The organism is Alloacidobacterium sp. (genome assembly GCF_035631355.1).
In the GTDB taxonomy this organism is placed as follows: domain Bacteria; phylum Acidobacteriota; class Terriglobia; order Terriglobales; family Acidobacteriaceae; genus Alloacidobacterium.
Genome location: NZ_DASQIX010000081.1, coordinates 1 through 4,385, shown reverse-complemented (window position 1 = coordinate 4,385; position 4,385 = coordinate 1). Strand labels below are relative to the sequence as shown.

The following is a 4,385-nucleotide window of genomic DNA, read 5'->3' as shown; positions in this document are numbered from 1 at the left end:
GTGCGTCGTCGAGATATTTCCAAATCCAACAGTGTGCGAGTCGCCGATAAACTCGATCTGACGATGCCGCGGCTCTGGCGTTAGTGCCTTTTCGCCCACCGGAATGGCAAAGCCGCTGAATGTGTTCGGAGCATCCTGACTCTCCGTTGCCACAAGAACGCTTACCGCGTGACTGGCGGGTGGCCCAGAATCCGAAGATGAGACGGAAGAGTGTGCGAGTAGGTGCGTGGGTGCCCCACATCTCGCAGAGATGTGGGTTTGCAGGATGCCGCGCAAACTGGTTCGTTATCAACAGACAGGCAGCGACCTGCACTTCATCACCTTCAGTTGCTATCGGGAGGATGTAACTGCATCAGTCGAGACTGAGAACCAAAAAAGTTCTAAAATCGTCCTCTAAGGCCGACCATAAATCATTCGCAAATTTCTCCTGCTACTCATCCGCTTACACTATCTCTTAGGAGCGGCTGTACGTCGACAACGTACAACTGCCGAATCCCACGTCTCTGCGAGACGTGGGGCACCCGCATTCGCTGGAGGCGAACTTTGAGATATGGGCCACCCGCCATTGGACGCCGCCCTGCCCCGTGCCGTGTATCACAGAGAAGCACTTCCATGGGAAGCAGGATTTCTAGCTGGAAAGTGCTTTCTGACATATCGTTGTCGCGGCGGTCCGCGACAAACTCCGCTGCCTGATTTCTATATAGGCGCGCACGCCGCCGTCGGGAATCTCGCATTACTGACTCGCGATGCTGCACGATACCAGACATATTTCCCGAGAGTCGAGATATGGGCTCTCTGAGACCCTCTTGACACGCCTGCTACCATGAAATCGAGACAAACGCCCGCCCACAAAGCGGGCGTTTTGCTTTTTCTGACGAAAAGCCTGAAACACGGAGCTTCGTAAATACCATAAGAATGAGGTTTTTACGAACAAGGGGGGAGGGGTGGCAGGTGCCGGCTGCGGAGCGGCTGCCCAGATGCGCGATGGGATGGCTTCAGTCAACGCAGTTTTTCAGCGACTGATTTTGCCTGGGTGAACAGGTAGAGATAGTCGGGACCACCCGCCTTGGAATCTGTCCCGGACATGTTGAAACCGCCGAAGGGATGGGCGCCAACCATCGCTCCCGTACACTTGCGATTGAAGTAGAGATTGCCCACATGATAGGTGCGGCGGGCATGGTCGAGTTTCTGCGAGTCGGTCGCGTAGACAGCGCCAGTCAGGCCGTATTCGGTATTGTTGGCGATGGCCAGCGCGTCATCGTAGTCCTTTGCCTTGATGATCGCCAGTACCGGCCCAAAAATTTCTTCCAGTGAGATGCGCGCGCCGGGAGCGACATCGGCAATGACGGTGGGTTCAAGGAAGTAGCCCTTTTCCGGAGTCTCAATCGCATTGCCGCCCGCGATGATTCGGCCTTCTTTCTTGCCGGTTTCGATGTAGTCCTGAATGGTTTTCATCGCACCGGCGTTCACTACCGGACCCATGTTCGGATTCTTTACCGGATCGCCGACTTTCAACTGCTCAACGCGCTCGCGGATGCGCTCGATGAACACGTCGTACACCGGCTCTTCCACAATGGCGCGGGAGCAGGCCGAGCACTTCTGGCCGCTGTATCCGAAGGCCGAGGCGACCACGCCTGCCACGGCGTCGTCCAGCTCGGCGTCGGCGCTGACGATGATCGAGTCCTTACCGCCCATTTCGAGGATTGTCCGCTTAATCCATATCTGTCCGGGCTGGTTCTTTGCTGCGAGCGCGTGAATGTCGAGGCCGACTTCTTTGGATCCCGTGAAGGCGATGAAGCGCGTTTTGGGATGCTGGACAATGGCATTGCCGAAGGTCGCGCCGGAGCCGGGGCAGAAGTTTACGACGCCGCCGGGCATGCCCGCTTCTTCCAGAACATCGACAAAGCGCGCCGCGATGGTTGGGGAATCGCTGGAAGGCTTGAGGATGACGGTGTTGCCGGTGACGATGGCCGCGGACGTCATGCCGGCCATAATGGCAAAGGGGAAATTCCACGGTGGAATGACCGCGCCTACGCCCAGCGGAATATAGATCAATTGGTTGCGCTCGCCGTGATACTGGATGGGCGTCGTTGCTTTCGAGAGGCGCAGAGCTTCGCGAGCGTAGAACTCGAGGAAATCGATAGTTTCACCCACGTCGGCGTCCGCCTCTGCCCAGTTCTTGCCAACTTCATAGGTCAGCCACGCGCAGAACTCAAACTTACGTTCACGGATGATGTGCGCTGCATTCAGCAGCAGCGAGGCGCGCTCTTCGACGGGCGTGTGCTGCCATGTTTCGAAAGCCTTGAGCGCGGCCTGTATTGCCTGTTCCGCGTGCTCGGCACCGGCCTTCTGGTGAATGCCGACGATCTGCGCGGGCTTGGCTGGATTGCGCGACTCGATTTTCCCTGTGGTACGCAGGCGCTCGCCGCCAATGACCAGTTCGTACTCGTGGCCGAGCAGATCGCCGACATGCTCCAGCGCTTCCTTCATGGCATGCGCGTTTTCGTGCTTCGAGAAGTCAGTAAACGGCTCGTTGCGGAATTCGCCCTCAGGCGAACGCGGCAGGATGACAGTGGAGATTTCTGCGGTAGCCATAACCGTTTAGTTTAGCGCAATTGCTATACCATGCTGCGATGAGGACATCTGAATGACTGAAGAGCGGTTTGCCCGCTATCCCAGCCTCGACGGAAAGGTGGTGCTGATCACCGGGGGCGGTTCGGGGATCGGCGCTTCCATGGTTGAGCATTTCGCGCATCAGGGAGCGAAGACGGCGTTTCTGGATGTTGCGGAGGAGACTTCGAGAGAACTGGTAAACAGGCTCGCGAAGAGCGCTAAACACACTCCGCTGTTCATTGCATGCGATCTTACTGACATTCCCACTCTGCGCGCTGTCATTCAGAAAATTGAAGCCAATCTTGGCCCGATTGAAGTGCTGGTGAACAATGCCGCCAACGACGAGCGCCATACGTCAGAGGAGACGACGCCGGAATACTGGGACCGCATGATGGCCGTCAATCTGCGCCATCACTTCTTCGCCATTCAGGCGGTTGTGCTTGGAATGAAGGCCCACGGTAGAGGCTCGATCATCAACATGAGTTCGATTTCGTGGATCATTCCGAGCACGGGGCTTCCCGCTTACGTTACGGCCAAGGCCGGCATTGTGGGGCTTACGCGTACCATGTCGCGCGAGCTGGGGCCTGCAGGAATCCGCGTGAACTGCGTGCTTCCGGGCGCGATCCTTACGGAAAAGCAGCGCCGCCTGGTGTGGACCCCGGAATACACGGAGAGGATCATGGCCAGCCAGAGCATCAAACGGGCGCTCATGCCTGAAGATGTTTCCCGGCTCGTTCTTTTTCTGGCGGCAGATGATTCTTCGGCGATTACCGGCCAGAGTCACATTGTGGATGGCGGCTGGGTTTGATTCTCAACCCGTAACCAGTGCAATCGCGAAGCCGTCATAGCCCTTGCTGCCTACTGTTTGCTGCGCCGTACACAGGACGCGCGGCTCGGTAGCCATTCTTTTGAACAGGCTGCGAATACCCTGAATATCGGCGTCGGAGTCCTCGGCATCGATCACGCGGCCATCGCGTACAACGTTGTCCACGATAATCAGGCTGCCCTTACGTGATAGCCGGAGCGCCCATTCGAAATATTGCAGGTTGTTGCATTTGTCGGCGTCGATAAAAGTCAGATCGAAAGCCTCCAAGCCCTCGGCGGCCAGCTCCGGCAGCAGCTCGAGGGCATTGCCTTCGCGGACTTCAACCATATTTTCAAGTCCGGCGTTGGCGATATTGTCGCTCGCAACCTGCGCGTGTTTGGGATCAAACTCCATGGTGATGAGGCGTCCATCGCCAGGCAGGGCACGCGCCATCCAAATGGTGCTGTACCCGCCGAGGGTACCGATTTCAAGGATGTTTCTCGCATTCACGAGGAGAGCCAGCATTTGGAGCAGCTTTCCCTGGCTGGGTGTAACGCTGATCGCCGGCAATTCCGCTTCGGCGCAGGCTGCGAGCGCAGCATCAAGGGCAAGGTCAGAAGGCACGACCTGCTGGTTGATATAGTCATCCACGGCAGTCCACAGTTTCTGGGTCATAGTCTTTTCTCGATTCAAATCGGCAGACGGAGATACAATTCTTTGCGCTCGAAGGCCACGCCTGCCAGCGCAATGAGCATGGGAAAACATTCGAGCGTGTAGCGCGGCTCGGGAGCTTCAATGGTCAGGAGCAGCGCACAACGCAACAGGATAAAGAGCAGCATGGCTCCGGCAAAACGGGGCCAACGGTAAAGGCCAATCAAGGCCGCGACAATATACGCAAAATTCAGCGCGGCATAGGCAATAGCAAATTCAGTCTCGGCGTGGTGTTTGGAATACTCCCACCAGCGCA

At 57.2% G+C, this 4,385-nt stretch carries 3 protein-coding genes and 1 pseudogene; 1 reads left to right on the top strand and 3 read right to left on the bottom strand.

Features of this window, described 5'->3' with window-relative positions:
* Window positions 1-999 precede the first annotated feature (999 nt).
* The gene (gene pruA / locus VEV40_RS15035; protein ID WP_324833465.1) at window positions 1,000-2,595 is read right to left on the bottom strand and encodes an L-glutamate gamma-semialdehyde dehydrogenase; all 1,596 of its coding nucleotides are present in this window, start codon (window positions 2,593-2,595) and stop codon (window positions 1,000-1,002) included.
* A 52-nt stretch (window positions 2,596-2,647) separates the two neighbouring features.
* On the opposite strand from pruA, the gene VEV40_RS15030 reads away from it, so the two are divergent.
* A complete protein-coding gene (locus VEV40_RS15030; protein ID WP_324833464.1) occupies window positions 2,648-3,421 on the top strand; it encodes an SDR family NAD(P)-dependent oxidoreductase in 774 nt (257 codons plus the stop codon).
* Between the two features lie 3 nt (window positions 3,422-3,424).
* Here the strand turns inward: VEV40_RS15030 and VEV40_RS15025 are convergent, their stop codons facing one another.
* Window positions 3,425-4,093, bottom strand: a complete 669-nt coding sequence (locus VEV40_RS15025) for an O-methyltransferase (protein WP_324833463.1) — start codon at window positions 4,091-4,093, stop codon at window positions 3,425-3,427.
* Window positions 4,094-4,107: 14 nt separating this feature from the next.
* Window positions 4,108-4,385, bottom strand: a pseudogene (locus tag VEV40_RS15020) (hypothetical protein); the annotation flags it as partial.